The 16,664-nt window shown below is 63.1% G+C and carries 21 protein-coding genes; 17 read left to right on the top strand and 4 right to left on the bottom strand.

Annotated elements, in window-relative coordinates:
* The first annotated feature begins 159 nt into the window (after positions 1-159).
* The 13 genes from AB0T83_RS03365 (at position 160) to AB0T83_RS03305 (ending at position 8,971) form a co-directional block, all read left to right on the top strand.
* Complete coding sequence (locus AB0T83_RS03365; RefSeq protein WP_366191543.1) at positions 160-912, top strand: sulfite exporter TauE/SafE family protein; 753 nt, start codon at positions 160-162, stop codon at positions 910-912.
* A 111-nt stretch (positions 913-1,023) separates the two neighbouring features.
* Complete coding sequence (locus AB0T83_RS03360) at positions 1,024-1,896, top strand: HpcH/HpaI aldolase/citrate lyase family protein (protein ID WP_366191542.1); 873 nt, start codon at positions 1,024-1,026, stop codon at positions 1,894-1,896.
* A gap of 2 nt (positions 1,897-1,898) precedes the next feature.
* Positions 1,899-2,444 carry an NnrU family protein gene (locus AB0T83_RS03355; protein ID WP_366191540.1) on the top strand — a complete coding sequence of 182 codons (546 nt, stop codon included), beginning with the start codon at positions 1,899-1,901 and terminating at the stop codon, positions 2,442-2,444.
* 3 nt (positions 2,445-2,447) lie between these two features.
* Positions 2,448-2,651 (top strand): DUF1737 domain-containing protein, encoded by a 204-nt coding sequence (locus AB0T83_RS03350; protein WP_366191538.1) that lies wholly within the window; start codon positions 2,448-2,450, stop codon positions 2,649-2,651.
* Entirely contained in the window at positions 2,651-3,685 is a 1,035-nt protein-coding gene (locus AB0T83_RS03345) for a MaoC family dehydratase (protein WP_366191536.1), read from the top strand. The genes AB0T83_RS03350 and AB0T83_RS03345 overlap by 1 nt, the downstream gene beginning before the upstream one ends.
* Positions 3,686-3,860: 175 nt before the next feature.
* Entirely contained in the window at positions 3,861-4,244 is a 384-nt protein-coding gene (sdhC, locus tag AB0T83_RS03340; protein ID WP_366191534.1) for a succinate dehydrogenase, cytochrome b556 subunit, read from the top strand.
* Between the two features lie 13 nt (positions 4,245-4,257).
* Positions 4,258-4,629: a succinate dehydrogenase, hydrophobic membrane anchor protein gene (sdhD, locus tag AB0T83_RS03335; protein ID WP_366191532.1), complete on the top strand. Its 372-nt coding sequence runs from the start codon at positions 4,258-4,260 to the stop codon at positions 4,627-4,629.
* 20 nt (positions 4,630-4,649) lie between these two features.
* A complete protein-coding gene (gene sdhA / locus AB0T83_RS03330; RefSeq protein WP_366191531.1) occupies positions 4,650-6,455 on the top strand; it encodes a succinate dehydrogenase flavoprotein subunit in 1,806 nt (601 codons plus the stop codon).
* A gap of 10 nt (positions 6,456-6,465) precedes the next feature.
* On the top strand, positions 6,466-7,245 hold the full coding sequence (locus tag AB0T83_RS03325; protein ID WP_366191529.1) for a succinate dehydrogenase iron-sulfur subunit: 780 nt from the start codon (positions 6,466-6,468) through the stop codon (positions 7,243-7,245).
* Positions 7,246-7,325: 80 nt separating this feature from the next.
* Positions 7,326-7,526 carry a DUF3955 domain-containing protein gene (locus AB0T83_RS03320; RefSeq protein ID WP_366191528.1) on the top strand — a complete coding sequence of 67 codons (201 nt, stop codon included), beginning with the start codon at positions 7,326-7,328 and terminating at the stop codon, positions 7,524-7,526.
* Between the two features lie 3 nt (positions 7,527-7,529).
* The gene (locus AB0T83_RS03315; protein WP_366191526.1) at positions 7,530-7,754 is read left to right on the top strand and encodes a hypothetical protein; all 225 of its coding nucleotides are present in this window, start codon (positions 7,530-7,532) and stop codon (positions 7,752-7,754) included.
* 113 nt (positions 7,755-7,867) lie between these two features.
* The gene (locus AB0T83_RS03310) at positions 7,868-8,026 is read left to right on the top strand and encodes a hypothetical protein (RefSeq protein WP_366191525.1); all 159 of its coding nucleotides are present in this window, start codon (positions 7,868-7,870) and stop codon (positions 8,024-8,026) included.
* An 87-nt stretch (positions 8,027-8,113) separates the two neighbouring features.
* A complete protein-coding gene (locus AB0T83_RS03305; RefSeq protein WP_366191523.1) occupies positions 8,114-8,971 on the top strand; it encodes an urea carboxylase-associated family protein in 858 nt (285 codons plus the stop codon).
* Here the strand turns inward: AB0T83_RS03305 and AB0T83_RS03300 are convergent.
* Genes AB0T83_RS03300 through AB0T83_RS03285 form a run of 4 tightly spaced genes read right to left on the bottom strand, consistent with a single transcriptional unit; the run spans position 8,968 to position 13,159 of the window.
* The gene (locus tag AB0T83_RS03300) at positions 8,968-9,969 is read right to left on the bottom strand and encodes an aldo/keto reductase (RefSeq protein ID WP_366191521.1); all 1,002 of its coding nucleotides are present in this window, start codon (positions 9,967-9,969) and stop codon (positions 8,968-8,970) included. The two genes, AB0T83_RS03305 and AB0T83_RS03300, sit on opposite strands and share 4 nt — an antisense overlap.
* Positions 9,966-10,670 carry a purine-nucleoside phosphorylase gene (gene deoD, locus AB0T83_RS03295; protein ID WP_366191519.1) on the bottom strand — a complete coding sequence of 235 codons (705 nt, stop codon included), beginning with the start codon at positions 10,668-10,670 and terminating at the stop codon, positions 9,966-9,968. Before deoD ends, AB0T83_RS03300 begins: the two co-directional genes overlap by 4 nt.
* Before the next feature lie 57 nt (positions 10,671-10,727).
* Entirely contained in the window at positions 10,728-11,195 is a 468-nt protein-coding gene (locus AB0T83_RS03290; protein WP_366191517.1) for a hypothetical protein, read from the bottom strand.
* Entirely contained in the window at positions 11,192-13,159 is a 1,968-nt protein-coding gene (locus AB0T83_RS03285; protein WP_366191515.1) for a methylmalonyl-CoA mutase family protein, read from the bottom strand. Before AB0T83_RS03285 ends, AB0T83_RS03290 begins: the two co-directional genes overlap by 4 nt.
* A 359-nt stretch (positions 13,160-13,518) precedes the next feature.
* On the opposite strand from AB0T83_RS03285, the gene ccrA reads away from it, so the two are divergent.
* From ccrA to AB0T83_RS03265, 4 genes are all read left to right on the top strand, one after another.
* The gene (gene ccrA / locus AB0T83_RS03280) at positions 13,519-14,808 is read left to right on the top strand and encodes a crotonyl-CoA carboxylase/reductase (RefSeq protein ID WP_366191513.1); all 1,290 of its coding nucleotides are present in this window, start codon (positions 13,519-13,521) and stop codon (positions 14,806-14,808) included.
* Positions 14,809-15,013: 205 nt separating this feature from the next.
* A complete protein-coding gene (locus AB0T83_RS03275; RefSeq protein ID WP_366191511.1) occupies positions 15,014-15,202 on the top strand; it encodes a hypothetical protein in 189 nt (62 codons plus the stop codon).
* The gene (locus AB0T83_RS03270) at positions 15,174-15,887 is read left to right on the top strand and encodes a helix-turn-helix transcriptional regulator (RefSeq protein WP_366191509.1); all 714 of its coding nucleotides are present in this window, start codon (positions 15,174-15,176) and stop codon (positions 15,885-15,887) included. Before AB0T83_RS03275 ends, AB0T83_RS03270 begins: the two co-directional genes overlap by 29 nt.
* 104 nt (positions 15,888-15,991) lie before the next feature.
* On the top strand, positions 15,992-16,627 hold the full coding sequence (locus AB0T83_RS03265; protein ID WP_366191508.1) for an acyl-homoserine-lactone synthase: 636 nt from the start codon (positions 15,992-15,994) through the stop codon (positions 16,625-16,627).
* The last annotated feature ends 37 nt before the right edge of the window (positions 16,628-16,664 follow it).

Below are 16,664 nucleotides of genomic sequence, written 5' to 3'. Positions count from 1 at the left end.
GTCTTGATCTCCGATCCTATGGATTGTGCGGGGTGCGTAGTCCGATTGCGACGTTGGTGCAAGTATCGCAGACGCGGCGAACCGCAGCAGTTAGCGCTCGCGTCCGGTAACAAATCCAAATAATCCGAGGATGGTGACAAACATCCGTTCGGTGACCCCATGCAATTCGACCTGTTCTTTCTTTCCGTGGCGTCTATCGGGGTATTGGTTGCCGCAGTGTCCAAGACCGGTTTCGGCGGCGGCGCCTCGTTCGCGGCCACGCCGATCCTGGCGCTGGTGCTGGAACCGGGGCTGGCGGTCAGCGTGATGCTGCCGCTGCTGATGCTGATGGATGTGACCGGGCTGAAAGCCTATTGGGGCAAGTGGAGCCTGCGGGAATTCCGCATCCTGTGTACCGGGGCGATGCCCGGCATCTTTCTGGCCGCTGCTGTCTATGGCTTTGCCGACCCGAATGTGTTCCGCTTTCTGATCGGTGCCATCGCGCTGCTGTTCGTCGGCTTTCAGGCGGCGGTGGCGCAGGGCTGGGTCAAGGCGCGGACAGATCCGCTGCCGCCGAGGATCGGCCTGCTGAGCGGGCTGGGCGCCGGGTTCACCAGTTTCGTGGCCCATGCGGGCGGGCCACCGACGCTGATGTATCTGTTGTCGCAGGGGCTGCCCAAGGTGATGTTCCAGGCCACCACGGTGGCGATGTTTTCGGTGGTCAATGCGGTCAAGGCGGTGGTCTATACCGGGTTGGGCATGTTCACGCTGGAGGGCATGACCATCGTGCTGTGGCTGGCGCCGGTGGCCGTTCTGGGAGCCATTCTGGGGGTCTTTGCCAACCGCCTGCTGTCGGACCGGCTGTTCTTCGGCATTACCTATGTCTTGCTGACAATTGCCGGATCAAAGCTGATTTGGGATGCACTTGCTTGACGGCCGGGTAAAAATCCTTCGAAAAACCAGCCTCCGGCGCATTTTTATTGCGCACCCCCTTTGCAGCTGCGGCATAAATATGGCATGGCGCAGAAAACGAATGAGGGAATCATGGATAATCTCGCGCGCCCCTACCGGTCCGTCCTCTACATCCCCGGCTCGAACGAGCGGGCATTGGAGAAGGCCAAGACCCTGCCGGTGGATGCCATCATCTTCGACCTGGAAGACGCCGTCGCCATCGACGCCAAGGACAGTGCGCGCGTCACGCTGGCCGCGGCCCTGAGTGCGGGCGGATATGGCCAGCGCTATCAGATCGTTCGCCTGAACGGCATGGACACCGACTGGGGTCCGAAGGATCTTGAGGTGATCGCTGCCGTCGGCCCGCAGGCGGTGCTGCTGCCCAAGGTCGGCTCGGCCGCCGAGATCGAGGCGGTGGCGGCCAGGCTGGATGCCATCCCGGCCTGCGCCGAGACCCGCATCTGGGCGATGATGGAGACCCCGCAAGGCATCCTGAACGCCGCCGAGATTGCTGCGGCGCCGCGTATGGGCGGCTTTGTCATGGGCACCAACGATCTGGCCAAGGAACTGATGACCCGCTTCCGCGCCGATCGGGAACCGCTGCTGACCTCGCTGCAACTGTGTCTTCTGGCGGCGCGCGCCGCTGGCATCGCCATCGTCGATGGGGTCTACAATGCCTTCAAGGACGAGGCCGGGCTGCAGGTCGAATGCGATCAGGGTCGCGACATGGGCTTTGACGGCAAGACCCTGATCCACCCGGCGCAGGTGGCGGTCGCCAATGCCGCCTTCGCCCCGTCCGAGGCCGAGATCGAACTGTCGAAACGCCAGATCGAGGCCTTCGAGGCCGCCGAGGCCGAAGGCAAGGGCGTGGCCGTTGTCGACGGCAAGATCGTTGAAAACCTACATATCGTCACCGCCCGCCAGGTTCTGGCGAAGGCGTCGGCGGTTGCAGCTCTGGAGGGCTGATCATGTTCCTTCTTATCCTGGGTCTGGCGCTGTGGATCGGCGCCCATCTGTTCAAGCGGATCGCTCCCGATCATCGGGCCAGCCTGGGGGAGAAGGGCAAGGGCATGGTGGCGCTGGCCATCGGCGCGGGCCTTGTGCTGATGATCCTGGGCTATCGCGGCGCGGATTACATCGCCATCTGGTCGCCGCCGGCCTTCCTGACCCATGTCAACAATCTGCTGATGTTGATCTCGGTCTACCTGTTCGGGGTCGGCTCGGCCAAGGGCCGTCTGGCGCAGATCATCCGACATCCGATGCTGACAGGCGTCAAGACCTGGGCGTTTGCGCATCTGCTGGTGAACGGCGATCTGGCCTCGATACTGCTGTTCGGCGGGATTCTGGGCTGGGCCGTGGCCGAAGTGGTGCTGATCAACAAGGCCGAGCCGGAATGGACCCCGCCCGCCGAGATCAAGCCGCGCGGCGACGTGATCAACATCGGCATCTCGCTGGTGATCTATGCGGTGCTGGCCTGGGTGCACACTCTGTTTGGTCTTTCTGTTTTCGGGTGATCCATGAAAATCTATCGGTTCCTCAGCGAGGATGACACGAGCGCCTTCTGCCACAAGGTGACGGCGGCGCTGAACAAGGGGTGGATGCTGCACGGAGATCCGACCTATGCCTTCGACGCGGCGCGCGGCGTGATGCGCTGCGGGCAGGCGGTCGTCAAGGATGCGCCGGGCGACTACAGCCCCGACATCAAGCTGGGAGAGCAGTGATGGGCAAGACCAATCCGGGCCGGTTTTTCGAAGACTACCGCGTCGGCGAGGTGATCGCCCACGCGGTGCCGCGCACCGTGGCCGAGGGCGAGCGGGCGCTGTATCACGCGCTGTATCCGGCGCGGCATGCACTCTATTCTTCCGACATGTTCGCGCAGGACTGCGGGTTGGAAAGTGCGCCGCTGGATGATCTGGCGGCCTTCCACGTGGTGTTCGGCAAGACCGTCCCCGACATTTCCCTGAACGCTGTGGCCAACCTTGGCTATGCCGAGGGCCGTTGGCTGGCCCCGGTCTGGCCCGGCGATACGCTCAATTCGGTGTCCGAGGTCATCGGGCTGAAGCAGAACTCCAACGGCAAGTCGGGCGTGGTCTATGTGCGCACCACCGGGTTGAACCAGAATGGCGAGCCGGTGCTGGAATATGTCCGCTGGGTGATGGTGCGCAAACGCGATCTGGACGCCCAGGCCCCCGAAACCGTGATCCCCGAGTTGCGCACGGTGGTGGACCCGGCCGATCTGGTGATCCCCGAGGGGCTGGATTTCACCGGCTACAATTTCGCGCTGGCCGGTGAGCCGCACCGTTGGGGCGACTACGAGATCGGCGAGAAGATCGACCATGTCGACGGCGTGACGCTGGAAGAGGCCGAGCACATGCTGGCCACGCGTTTGTGGCAGAACACGGCCAAGGTACATTTCGACGCCACCTTCCGCCCCGATGGCCAGCGCCTGATCTATGGCGGGCACATTATCTCGCTGGCGCGCGCTCTGTCGTTCAACGGGCTGGCCAATGCGCAGATGATCGTCGGCCTGAACGGCGGCGCTCATGCCAACCCGGCGTTCTCGGGGCTGACCGTCAAGGCGTGGTCCGAAGTGCTGGACAAGGCCGAAACCCCGGCCCCCGGCGTCGGTGCCCTGCGCCTGCGGCTTGTGGCCACCAAGGACGGGGCAGACCCCTTCGCGCTGAAGGGCGAGGATGGTAAATACAAGCCCGAGGTCCTTCTCGATCTCGACTATTGGGCGCTGATTCCCACCTGAGGAGTCGCGCCCCGGAACGTGATCACAAATATTTTCCTGTGATCACGTTTCCCTGCCGTTACCGCTAATTGCGCCAAAACACCGCGCCATTTGCGGGGCTTGCCGCGCTGACAGCTTGCGAAAAGCTGCTATCACCTATGCAGCAAGAATTTTCGATCCCGTGAAAGGATGACTTATGGCTGATGTGAACCGCGGCGCCCGTCCGCTCTCGCCGCATCTGCAGATCTACCGTATGCCGCTGGCGGCCATTACCTCGATCCTGAACCGGATCACCGGCGTGGGTCTACTGCTGGGCGCGCTTTTGTCCGTGTGGTGGCTGGTCGGTGCTGCGTCCGGGCCGGAGTATTTCGCTTTCGTCGACGGGATCGTCACCAGCTTCATCGGCGACCTGATCATGTTCTGTTCGGTCTGGGCGCTGTGGTACCACGCGCTGGCCGGTGTCCGGCACCTTGTCTGGGACGCGGGCTACTGCCTTGAGGTCGAGATGGCCGACAAGCTGGCCTATGGCATTATCGGCGGCTCTGTCCTGCTGACCCTCATCACCGCGATCGCCGTCTAAGGAGACCGGAACAATGGCATATCTTACCGACCGCAAGCGCGCCGTGGGCATGGGCTCGGCCAAGACCGGCACCCAGAACTTCTGGTGGATGACCGTCAGCTCCTATGGGCTGCTGATCCTGACCCCGCTGTTCCTGTGCACCTTCGGGTCGCAACTGGGTCAACCTTACGAAGAGGTCCTGGCCCATTTCGCCCGCCCGTATCCGGCGGTGATCACCGCGCTGATGCTGGTGGCGGGCTTTCTGCACTTCATCCGCGGCATGCGGATGGTGATCGAGGACTACTCCCACGGCATGACGCGGGAATGGCTGATCATCGCCGTCACCTGCCTTTCCTATTTCGCCATGGGCATGGGCGTCTTCGCGCTTGTGCGGCTGGCCCTCTGAGCTGACGGAGCTGACACCAAATGGCTGCTTATGAATACGAATCCCACGACTATGACGTGGTTGTCGTCGGCGCCGGCGGCGCGGGCCTGCGGGCCACGCTGGGCATGGCCGAACAGGGGCTGCGCACGGCCTGTGTGACCAAGGTCTTCCCGACCCGGTCGCACACCGTGGCGGCACAGGGGGGCATCGCCGCGTCGCTGTCCAACATGGGCCCCGACAACTGGCAGTGGCACATGTACGACACCGTCAAAGGGTCGGACTGGCTGGGCGATACCGACGCCATGGAATATCTGGCACGCGAAGCGCCCAAGGCCGTCTATGAATTGGAACACTACGGCGTGCCCTTCTCGCGGACCGAGGAAGGCAAGATCTACCAGCGTCCCTTCGGCGGTCACACCACCGAATTCGGCGAAGGTCCCCCCGTGCAGCGCACCTGCGCCGCGGCGGACCGCACCGGCCACGCCATCCTGCACACGCTGTATGGTCAGTCGCTGAAAAACAACGCCGAGTTCTACATCGAATATTTCGCCATCGACCTGCTGATGAGCGATGACGGTGTCTGCCAGGGCGTGCTGTGCTGGAAGCTGGACGACGGCACCTTTCACGTGTTCAACGCCAAGATGGTCGTTCTGGCCACCGGCGGCTATGGCCGCGCCTATTTCTCGGCCACTTCGGCCCATACCTGCACCGGCGACGGTGGCGGCATGGTGGCGCGCGCGGGCCTGCCGCTGCAGGACATGGAGTTCGTGCAGTTCCACCCGACCGGCATCTACGGCTCGGGCTGCCTGATCACCGAAGGGGCACGCGGCGAAGGCGGCTACCTGACCAACTCGGAAGGGGAGCGTTTCATGGAACGCTACGCCCCGACCTACAAGGATCTGGCCCCGCGCGACTATGTTTCCCGGTCGATGACCATGGAGATCCGCGAAGGCCGCGGCGTGGGTGCCGAGGGTGACCATATTCACCTGCACCTGAACCATCTGCCGCCGGAAACCCTGGCCGAGCGCCTGCCGGGCATCTCGGAAAGCGCCAAGATCTTCGCCGGTGTCGATGTGAACAAGGAACCGATCCCGGTTCTGCCCACCGTGCACTACAACATGGGCGGTATCCCGACGAACTATTGGGGCGAGGTTTTGAACCCCACCGCCGACAACCCCACCGCCGTGGTACCGGGCCTGATGGCTGTCGGTGAAGCGGGCTGTGCCTCGGTACATGGGGCGAACCGTCTGGGCTCGAACTCGCTGATCGACCTCGTGGTCTTCGGGCGCGCCGCCGCGATCCGCGCCGGTGACGTTGTGGACCGCGACGCCGCGATCCCGACCGCCCCGGTGGACAAGATCCAGAAGGGTTTCGACCGGTTCGACGGGCTGCGGTATGCACAGGGCACGATCGGCACCGCCGAGCTGCGCCTGGAAATGCAGAAGACCATGCAGGCCGACGCCGCCGTGTTCCGCACCTCGGAAACCCTGAAGGAAGGCGTCGAGAAGATGACCGCCATCGCCGCGAAGCTGGATGACCTGAAGGTCACCGACACCTCGCTGGTCTGGAACTCGGATCTGATGGAAACGCTGGAACTGACCAACCTGATGCCGAACGCGCTGGCCACAATCAACGGGGCCGAGGCGCGTCAGGAAAGCCGTGGCGCCCACGCGCATGAGGACTTCCCGACACGGGATGACGACAACTGGCGGGTGCACACCGTGGCCCGCGTCGACGGCAATGCCGTCGATCTGAGCTATCGCCCGGTCGTCACTGACCCGCTGTCCACCGAAGCTGAAGGCGGCATCAGCCTGGCCAAAATCGCGCCCAAGGCGCGGACGTTCTAAGGAGGCGACGATGGTACAATTTACCCTGCCCAAGAACTCCAAGATCACCACGGGCAAGACCTGGCCGAAGCCCGAGGGCGCGACCAACGTGCGCAAGTTCCAGATCTATCGCTGGAACCCGGATGACGGTCAGAACCCGCGCGTGGACACCTATTTCCTGGACATGGACACCTGCGGTCCGATGGTTCTGGACGCGTTGATCAAGATCAAGAACGAGATCGACCCGACGCTGACCTTCCGCCGGTCCTGCCGGGAAGGCATCTGCGGCTCGTGCGCGATGAACATCGACGGGACCAACACGCTGGCTTGCATCTATGGCATGGATGAAATCAAGGGCGACGTGAAGATCTACCCGCTGCCGCACATGCCGGTGGTCAAGGATCTGATCCCCGACCTGACACATTTCTATGCCCAGCATGCCAGCATCATGCCGTGGCTGGAAACCAAGACCAACCGCCCGGCGAAAGAGTGGAAGCAGTCCATCGAGGATCGCAAGAAGCTCGACGGTCTGTATGAATGCGTGATGTGCGCCTCGTGCTCGACCTCCTGCCCGAGCTACTGGTGGAACGGTGATCGCTATCTCGGCCCGGCCGCGCTGCTGCACGCCTACCGCTGGATCATCGACAGCCGCGATGAAGCCACGGGCGAGCGTCTGGACGAGCTTGAGGATCCCTTCAAGCTGTATCGCTGCCACACCATCATGAACTGTTCCAAGACCTGCCCCAAGGGTCTGAACCCGGCCAAGGCCATTGCCTCGATCAAGAAGATGATGATCGAACGCCAGGTCTGAGGAAGCGGTTTGACACGGTTTTCGGGGGGCGCGGCTTTTGGCCGTGTCCCCCGATTGCATTGCACCAAGGGGAGCCGCCGATGATCCTGCGTCTGGGACTGATCCTGATGATCCTTGCGGGCGCCTGCTGGGTCGCCTTCGGACTGATTGGCAGCGAGATCGACGAGAACGGCATCCTGCAAGAGCCGTTTTACCTGCTGGGCGGTGGCTGGCTGTTGATGCTGGCCGGGACCGGTCTGGTGCTGATCGCCTTGATCACACGGTTGTTCCGGAGACGCTGAGCCATGCCCCTGATCCTTGTCGTGGCCGTGATCGTGCTGGTCTGGATGATCCTGACCTTCAAGGCGCGCCAGCGCCTGAAAGACTGCCGCTGGCGTGAAAACCACGCCAAGGACACCCCCGAGGGCCGCTATTTCATCTGCATGAATTGCGGCGCGGAAACCTTTGCCGCCAACAACCTGCCGCCGCCCGTGTGCCTGCGCAACACACGGCGCAGGCCGCGCCCCTGATTCCGCCTGACATGTGTTGCGTGCATGGCGCCCTTGCCGACTTGGGCGGTGACGCGCACGTCAGGCGGACCTATCTCATGCGGCAGGGAGGATGTCTTGTTCTGGAGTCTCCGATGAACAAAGTATCCGTGTTTCCGAAAACGCCGGCTGACAAGGCCCTGGCCATTCTGGAAGAGTCCTGGGCCTACTACATGCCAACCCCGGTCCTGACCGATGAAGAGGTGTTGCGGCGCGACGCCCGCACCTTCGAAGGCTACTACGAAGCCGCATGATTACGGGCGGAATGCACTTGCAGCCGGAACCGATCCGGGGCGTTCTGGGGGCAAACCCCTCAGGTGTCGCCCCGAAAGGTTCCGCCCATGCCCCAATCGCCACAGGATGCCGCGGCCCGGCGCGCCGTCGCCCCGGTGATCTGCTATCCGACCGAAACCCTGCCCCGCTCCGCCTTCCTTCCCGAGGACGCGCAGCGGTCACAGATGCAGCTGGCCAGCAGCACGACGGTGCCCGCGCGCCAGGCTGCCTGTTTCCACGTCCGAGCCGGACAGATCTTCCGCATCACCAGCATCGAAGGGCCGCAGGTCGGCGATCTGAACCTGTGGAACGCCCATGACCTGCGCGAGCGGTTCTATTCCGGCAAGACCCGTGCCCTGCACGGCAGCCATGTCAGCACCGGCGACCGGCTCTGGTCCGGCTTTCCGACGCTGCGCCCGATGGCCACGATCACCCGTGACACACTGGATTGGTACGGCATCGACGCCTTTGGCGGCGCGGTCCACGATGTGATCGGTACCCGCTGCGATCCCTATACCCATAACCTGCTGTCGGGCGGGCACTATCACCACTGCTGCCATTCCAACCTGACCCGCGCGCTGGCCACGGAAACCGGTCTGCCGCTGGCCGAGGCCGAGGCGCATGTGCACGACGTGCTGAATGTCTTCATGTGCACCGGGTTTACCCGCGACACCGGCCAGTATTTCATGAAGGCCAGCCCGGTGCGGCCCGGTGACCATCTGGAGTTCTTCGCCGAGATCGATCTTCTGGGCGCGCTGTCGGCCTGTCCGGGCGGCGATTGCGGGGCCGAGCATTCCAGTGATGCCGCCGCCTGCCATCCGCTGCGCGTCGATGTCTTTAACCTGCCCGAAGGCGCGCTGGACGGCTGGAGCGAACCGGTCGTCAATGCCTATGACCGCAGCCACGGCGCGGGCGGCGCCCCCTAGCAGTAGCGTTCGACCCCGACGATATTGGCGTCGGCATAGCGGTCGCCATAAGCGAAGCCCACGGGCAGAAGTCGGGCGATCTCGGCCCGGTCGGCCTCGGTCAGCGTGATCTTCGCCACATCCAGCCATTCCCGGAAATGCGCCGCCGTGCGCGTCGCCGGGATCGGGATGATCTGGTCGCCCTGATCGAGGATCCAGGCGAGCGCCCCGGCGGCCGTGGTCCAGCCCCGGCTGTGGCAGAAGTCGCGGAACCCGTCGATCCGCGCGCGGTTGAGGACATAGTTCGGTTCAACAAAGCGCGGGTTGCTGCGGCGGAAATCCTTTGGCCCCAGTGCAGCCAGTTCGACCGGCCTGTCCACGAGCATGCCGCGCGCCAGCGGCGAGAACGGCACGAAGGCCACCCCCAGCTCGGCACAGGTCTGGATCAGCCCCAGTTCCGGCAGCCGCGTCCACAGGGAGTATTCGTTCTGCACTGCCATGCAGGGATGCACCGCATGGGCGCGGCGCAGGGTGTAGGGCGCGACCTCGGACAGGCCGTAACCGCCGATCAGCCCTTCTTCGATCAGCCGGGCCATGGTTTCCACCACCTCCTCGACCGGGCGTTCCTGTTCGCGGCGATGGATGTAGTAAAGCTCCACCCGATCCTGCTTGAGCCGGGTGAGGGAGGCTTCCAGCTCGGCCCGGATGTGGTCGGCGGAATTGTCGAAGCGGCGCGGCGGGCCCGGCACGATGCCGACCTTGGTTGCCAGCACCACCTTGGCGCCGGATTGAGCCAGATACTCTCCGATCACCCGTTCCGAGCGGCCCATGCCATAGATGTTCGAGGTGTCCCAGAAGTCGATCCCGGCGGCGACGACCGCATCCATGCAGGCAAAGCTTTCCTCGGCGGTGGTTTCGCCGAAAAAGCCCGCGAAACTCATCCCGCCGAAACCGATGGGGGCGACCGCCGGGCCACCCGCGCCCAATCGCCGCTTTGGCATCCCGCCGATTCCGCTCATGCGAAGGCGGCCTCCAGCGCGATCTCGACCATATCGGAAAAGCTTGACTGCCGATCGGCGGCGCTCATCGCCTCATCGCGCAGCAGGTGATCCGAGATCGTCACCACGGCCAGTGCCCGCACCCCGAAGCGGGCGGCGAGGTTGTACAGTTCTGCCGCTTCCATCTCGACCGCCAGGATGCCGTGGCGGGTCATGATCTCGTTCAGATCGGGGCGCTCGTCATAGAACACATCCGACGAATAGATCCCGCCCACATGGGTGGCGGCCCCGCGCGCGGCGGCGGCCTCTTCGGCGGCTTTCAGCAGGCCATAGTCAGCGCAAGGCGCGAAATTGATGTCCTTGAAGAACCCGCGCGAGGGCGTTGACAGGCTGGTCGCGGTCATCGCCAGCACCACGTCGCGCAGGTTCACATGGGGTTGCATCGCCCCGGCGGACCCGATGCGGATCAGGGTCTTGGCGCCATAGGTCGAGATCAGCTCGTTGGCATAGATCGACAGCGACGGCATCCCCATGCCCGAGCCGTGGATCGTCACCCGGTTGCCGCGCCATGTGCCGGTGAAGCCCAGCATGCCGCGCACTTCGTTGATGCAGAACGGGTCGTCGAGAAAGGTCTCGGCGGCCCATTTCGCGCGCAGCGGATCGCCGGGCATCAGCACGGTTTCTGCAATATCGCCGGGCTCGGCACCGATATGGACTGTCATGTCATACTCCCCGTGGTTCCGCGAACTATAGTCGCCCGAACCGTGTGGGGAAGAGTATTATTCGGCCACGGGCCGGACCGAGAAGAACCGCTTTTCGTCCTCCTGCCAGACCACCGCCTCGACGCAGGTGTTGTAGCCAAAGCCACCGCAATTGGACCCATGCACCTGCAAAAGAATGGGGCGGAACGGGCCGAAGTCGACGGCTTCCCAGCCCTTGGCCAGATAGCTTGTCACAGTGTCTCCGACCAGGAAATGCACCATGCATCCGCCGGTGCCGCAGAACAGGGATGCCGCCGAGGAACAGGCCAGCTGCGCCTCGTCCAGAACCCAGTCATCGGTGCCGTCGCCAGACACATCCACCCTGCGCAGTGCCTTGGGCTCTACCGCAATTTCGCCGTTGTCGAGATCCTGACAGGCGTCGATTGCATCGGATAAAAACCTTTGAAGAGGCACCGGAACCTCGGTCTCCGCCGCGGCGCCCGTCGCCGCCAGCGACAGGGCTAGAAGGATCGCCCGCGCGCTCATTGGGCCGCCACCGCTGAGGGATCGGCCAGTTCCACGATATCGACCATGATGCGGTTCAATTCAAAATCCTTGGGGGTGTAGACCTTGGCCACCCCCATCGCCAGCAGGCGCCGGGCGTCTTCGTCGGGGATGATGCCGCCGACCAGAACCGGAATATGCGACAGCCCTTCGGCCTTCACCTTGTCCATGAAGCTTTCGACCAGCGGGATATGGCTGCCCGACAGGATCGACAGGCCGATCACATGGGGATCTTCGCGCTTGGCCGCAGCGATCAATTCGTCCGGGGTCAGGCGGATGCCCTCATAGTCGATTTCCATGCCGCAGTCGCGGGCGCGGAAGGCGATCTGCTCGGCACCGTTGGAATGGCCGTCCAGACCCGGCTTGCCCATCAGGAACTTCAGGCGGCGGCCCAGCTTGTCAGAGATGGCATCCACCGAGGCACGGATGTCGTCCAATCCTTCGGTCTTGTTCGACACGGCGCGCGACACGCCGGTGGGGCCGCGATACTGGCCAAAGACCTGCCGCATGGTTTCGGCCCATTCGCCGGTGGTGACACCGGCCTTGGCGGCACGGATCGAAGGCTCCATGATGTTGGTGCCATCCCTGGCCGCCGCCCGTAGAGCGGCCAACGCGGATTTGACGGCCTTGGCATCGCGGGAGGCGCGCCAGTCATTCAGGCGGCCGATCTGCTCGGCCTCGACCGCCGGATCAACAGTCATGATGCCGCCGTCCGCATCCATCAGCGGCGAGGGCTCGCCCTGCGTCCACTTGTTGACGCCCACGACGATGGTGTCGCCCCGCTCGATGCCGCCCAGCCGTTCGGCATTGGCGGTGACCAGTTGCGACTTCATGTATTCGATGGCCGAAACCGCGCCGCCCATGGCGTCGATATTGGCCAGTTCGGCGCGCGCGCCCTGCTTCAACTCCTCGACCTTGTTCTCGACCGCCGGGTTGTGATCGAACAGGTCGGCGTATTCCAGCAGGTCGGTCTCATAGGCCATGATCTGCTGCATGCGCAGGGACCATTGCTGATCGAAGGGGCGGGGCAGGCCAAGCGCCTCGTTCCAGGCGGGCAACTGCACGGCGCGGGCGCGGGCCTTCTTCGACAGGGTGACGGCCAGCATTTCGATCAGGATGCGGTAGACGTTGTTCTCGGGTTGCTGCTCGGTCAGGCCCAGCGAGTTCACCTGCACGCCATAGCGGAAGCGGCGGAACTTGGCGTCGCCGACGTGGTAGCGATGGGCGCACAGCTCGTCCCACAGATCGACGAAAGCGCGCATCTTGCACATCTCGGTGACGAAGCGGATGCCGGCGTTCACGAAGAAGGAAATCCGCCCCACGACCTGGGCGAAATCCTCGGCCGGAACCTTGTCCTTGACGTCATCCAGCACCGCGCAGGCGGTGGCCAACGCAAAGGCCAGTTCCTGCTCGGGCGTCGCGCCGGCTTCTTGCAGGTGGTAGGAACACACGTTCATCGGGTTCCACTTGGGCACATTGGTATAGCAATAGGCCGCCACATCTGTGATCAGCCGCAGCGACGGCTTGGGCGGGCAGATATAGGTGCCCCGGCTGAGATATTCCTTGATGATGTCGTTCTGCACCGTGCCTTGCAGCTTGGTGATGTCGGCACCCTGTTCCTCGGCCACCGCGATGTACAACGCCAGCAGCCAGGGCGCCGTCGCGTTGATGGTCATCGAGGTGTTCATCTGTTCCAGCGGGATATTGTCGAACAGGGCGCGCATGTCGCCCAGATGCGACACCGGCACGCCGACCTTGCCGACCTCGCCGCGCGCCAGTTCGTGATCGCTGTCATAGCCGGTCTGGGTCGGCAGGTCGAAGGCCACCGACAGCCCGGTCTGCCCCTTGGCAAGGTTGTTGCGGTAAAGCGCGTTCGACGCCTTGGCCGTGGAATGACCCGCATAGGTGCGGAAGAGCCAGGGGCGATCTTTTTTCACTTCACTCATATCTCGTCTCGCGTCTTGGGGCCGGTAATTTACGTGCGTCCGCGACTGCATATATGGAATTTTATGACCTTGTCAATTCGCTGCGTTGCGGCGGCATACGTCACATATACGGCGAAAAAAGCCGCGGATCACGGGATTTGGCGCCGCAGTGGTGCTGCAACTGCCAAAAGGTCTTAGGTTTTGGCCAATCTCCTGCCTGATATGCATTTAAACCCATCGCGGCGCCGGGCTTGCGAGACATAATCTTTCATTTTTCGCGCGAACGGTGTTGCGAAGTTGCGCAAAGGGCAGTATCCCGACCAGACACCGCCCATTGATTCTGCGATGCGGCATTTATGTGGACCAGCTTGGAGGCTTTGATGGCTCTCGATACACATTCGGCGATTGCGGAATATGACGCCCCGCAGAAGGACCTGTACGAAATCGGCGAGATGCCCCCGATGGGATATGTGCCCAAGCAGATGTACGCTTGGGCCATCCGTCGCGAGCGTCACGGCGAACCGGACAAGTCCTTCCAGGTCGAAGTCGTCGATGTTCCGGTTCTGGACAGCCACGAGGTTCTGGTGCTCGTGATGGCCGCGGGCGTGAACTACAACGGCATCTGGGCGGGTCTGGGCATTCCGATCAGCCCGTTCGACAGCCATGGCGAGGACTACCACATCGCGGGCTCCGATGCCTCGGGCATCGTCTGGGCTGTCGGCGACAAGGTGAAAAGCTGGAAAGTCGGCGACGAGGTCGTGATTCACTGCAACCAGGACGACGGTGACGACGAGGAGTGCAACGGTGGCGACCCGATGTACTCGCCCAGCCAGCGGATCTGGGGCTATGAGACCCCGGACGGCTCCTTCGCCCAGTTCACCAACGTGCAGGCTCAGCAACTGCTGCCGCGCCCGCGTCACCTGACCTGGGAAGAAAGCGCCTGCTACACGCTGACGCTGGCCACCGCCTATCGGATGCTGTTCGGCCACCACCCGCACGAGCTGAAGCCGGGCCAGAACGTTCTGGTCTGGGGCGCCTCGGGCGGTCTGGGCTCTTTCGCGATCCAGCTGGCCAATGCCGCCGGGGCCAACGCCATCGGGGTGATCTCGGACGAGGACAAGCGCGAGTTCGTCATGAGCCTGGGCGCCAAGGGCGTTCTAAACCGCAAGGACTTCGACTGCTGGGGTCAGCTGCCCACGGTGAACACGCCGGAATACAACACCTGGTTCAAGGAAGCCCGCAAGTTCGGCAAGGCGATCTGGGACATCACCGGCAAGGGCAACAACGTCGACATGGTGTTCGAACACCCCGGCGAAGCCACCTTCCCGGTCTCCACCTTCGTGGTGAAGAAGGGCGGCATGGTCGTGATCTGCGCCGGCACCTCGGGGTTCAACTGTACCTTTGACGTGCGCTACATGTGGATGCACCAGAAGCGCCTTCAGGGCTCGCATTTCGCGCATCTCAAGCAGGCCGCCGCCGCCAACAAGCTGATGATCGAGCGCCGCATCGATCCCTGCATGTCCGAGGTCTTCCCGTGGGAAGAGATCCCCGACGCCCACATCAAGATGCTGCGTAACCAGCACAAGCCGGGCAACATGGCGGTTCTGGTGCAGGCCCCGAAAACCGGGCTGCGCACCTTCGAGGACACGCTGGAAGCCGGCAAGAGCTGAGCCAGTCGTTAAAATTTGCAAGACAATCGCGCCGCCCCGGTTTCCGGGGCGGTTTGCGTTTCCGGTGAGGACAGCATTAGGGATTTCAGGGGGTTACAGCCGACGCCCTCCCTATTTTCGGGGGGCACAAAGCGGCGAGTGTGTCCCGATTCTAAGACGTGTTACGGTGTTGTTAAGAATTTCTTCAAGTCTTGAGGACGGATCCATGGATGCGGATTGGATGATCGATGTTCTGGCAGACCTGAAGAAGTTTGCGCGCCACAACCAGTTTTTGGAGTTGGCGGAGCAGCTTGATGATACCATGATGGTGGCCGCTACGGAAATTCGGCGTAACAAGGTCAGGGACGTATGTCGGGCACGAGGTCATGAAGGAAAAACTGGAGACGCTCATTAGCAGCCTGGAAGAGGCAACGACACGGGGAGATCTGCAGGATGTCGTTGTCAGGCTCCGGGATCTCTATGATGTGGATCACGTTGTTTACCATTCGGTTAACCGGGCTGGAGAACAATACGCGGCGCTCACCTATGACGCCTCATGGGTGGACCGCTATATCGAGCGGGATTACGCCCGCATCGATCCAGTGGTGCAGGGCTGCTATCAGCGCTTCAACCCGGTGGATTGGAAACAGCTGGACTGGACCGGCGCCAAGGCCCGCAATTTCATGGGCGAAGCCGCAGACGCCGGGGTTGGAAACCAGGGACTTTCGGTTCCGATCCGCGGGCCGAACGGCCAGTTTGCCTTGTTTACGGCCTCCAGCCGTGCAAGTGACCGGACTTGGGCGAATTACAGCCGGTCCAATGTATCGGATCTGATTCTCGTGGCCCATTTCATCAATCAGAAAGCCCTTGAGATCGACAACGGCACCGATGTGCAGAAATCGGCCAGCCTGTCGCCCCGCGAAATCGATACGCTCAGTCTTCTGGCGGTTGGCTACTCCCGTGCGCAAGCCGCCGAAAGCCTGTGCATCTCGGAACACACCCTGCGGGTCTATATCGAATCCGCGCGGTTCAAACTGGGGGCGCAGAACACGACCCACGCCGTCGCCCGTGCCATCGCCCGCGGCCTGATTGTCGTCTGAACGAAATTTTAACATTTCGTTAACGCACCGCGCGGTGCGATTAACTCTGGTTAACCAGCGGTTGAACACCCTGAGCCCGTCAACACAGCGGACTGGGGATAGACATGCTGAGATACCTTTTTTCGAACGAACTGAACCATCACCCGAAGCTGCGCGACTCCATGTTTCAGGATCGCGCCGATCAGTTCCACACACGTCTGGGCTGGGATGTGTCCATCGACGACCATGGCGAAGAGCGCGACGAATACGACGCGATGAACCCGCTCTACGTGATCTGGGAAGAGCCCGACGGCAGCCACGGAGGTTCGATGCGGTTCCTGCCGACGTCGGGGCCGAACATGCTGGACGATCACTTTCGCAACCTTCTGGACGGCGCACGGATCCGCAATTCGCAGATCTGGGAATGCACCCGCTTCTGCCTTGCCCGCAACGCGGCACCGCAGGTGTCGGCGGCGCTGATGCTGGGCGGCTGCGAGGTTGGTCTGGGCTTCGATCTGACGTTCTCGATCGGGGTCTTCGATGCCCGCATGGTGCGCATCTACCGCCGCCTGGGCTGGTCGCCGCTGGTGGTCGGCACCCAGGGCGAAGGCCGCGAGGCGATCAGCGCGGGCTTGTGGAGTTTTTCCGAAAGCCGCGCGGAAACCCTGTGTGAAAAGGCCGGTATCCCGCGCGCACAGTCGCGCCTGTGGTTCCACCTGTCGCGTCATCAGGCGCGGATCGAGCTGGCGCATACCGCCTGAGTGCTGGTGGCCGTCGCGGTCCCGGGCTAGGGTCCGG

It is taken from the genome of Meridianimarinicoccus marinus, from assembly GCF_040689105.1.
GTDB lineage: Bacteria > Pseudomonadota > Alphaproteobacteria > Rhodobacterales > Rhodobacteraceae > Meridianimarinicoccus > Meridianimarinicoccus marinus.
Note: the sequence above shows the minus strand (reverse complement) of the source record. Positions and strands in the feature narration are given on the sequence as shown.